Here is a 924-nt window from a genome sequence, read left to right on the forward strand (position 1 = left end):
TCGCCGGGCTTACCGCAATCCCTCCGAACCTCTACGAGGCGGCGGAACTCGACGGCGTCAATGCCTGGCAGGCCTTCTGGGCGATCGCGCTGCCGCATCTCGGGTCTATGATGCTGCTGGCGTTGACCTTCCGCCTGCTTGACGCCATCCGAATGTTCGATACCATTTTTATCATGACCGGCGGCGGCCCGGGTACGCAAACCTACACGGCTTCCTACTATCTCTACACGGTCGGCTTCACCCAGTTTCATCTGTCGCAGGCGACGGCCGGAAGCTGGCTATTCCTGATTTTCACCGCGCTGGTAGTGACGCTGCTGGTGCGGCGGCTCTTGAAGGTGGAGCCGGTCTGATGGCCGCCGTCGCGCCCGCCCGCCGCAGGAAACGCCGGTCGGTGCCGATCGGTCGCATGCTGCTGCTCGGCTTCTTCCTCGTGTTCGTGCTGTGGCCCCTCTACTGGATGTTCAACACCTCGATCAAGCCGAGCGACGACTACCTCACCGTGCCGCCCGTCTGGTTCCCTACCGAGCCGACCCTTGTACACTACAAAGCTGCGCTGTTCGCTTATCGCGGCCTCGACGGGCTCATCAACAGTCTGATCATTTCGCTGTCGGCCACGGTGCTTTCAGCGTTGTTGGGCACGCTGATGGCTTATAGTCTGGCGCGCTACAACACGGGCGGCCAGCACCTGTCTTTCTGGGTGCTGTCACAGCGCTTCCTGCCACCGATCGGCATCGTCCTGCCGGTATTCCTTATCTATCGTGGCGTCGGGCTGTACGACACCCATATTGGCCTGATCATCGCCTACACGGTCTTCACGCTGCCGGTGTCGGTGTGGATGATGTTCGCGTATTTCCGCGGCATGCCGAAGTCGATGGAGGAGGCGGCCCTGGTCGATGGCTGCACGCGTTGGGAGGCGTTCTGGCG

2 protein-coding genes are annotated in these 924 nt (G+C 61.9%); both read left to right on the forward strand.

Features of this window, described 5'->3' with window-relative positions; all coding sequences use genetic code 11:
* Nucleotides 1-350, forward strand: a 350-nt coding sequence (locus EN925_RS37640) for a sugar ABC transporter permease (RefSeq protein ID WP_164894755.1), incomplete at its 5' end; no start/stop codon positions are given.
* A partial coding sequence (locus EN925_RS37645) for a carbohydrate ABC transporter permease (protein WP_164894756.1) occupies nucleotides 350-924 on the forward strand: 575 nt, incomplete at its 3' end. The genes EN925_RS37640 and EN925_RS37645, both read left to right, overlap by 1 nt.

It is taken from the genome of Mesorhizobium sp. M7A.F.Ca.US.006.04.2.1 (assembly GCF_004022915.1).
Classification (GTDB): domain Bacteria; phylum Pseudomonadota; class Alphaproteobacteria; order Rhizobiales; family Rhizobiaceae; genus Mesorhizobium; species Mesorhizobium ciceri.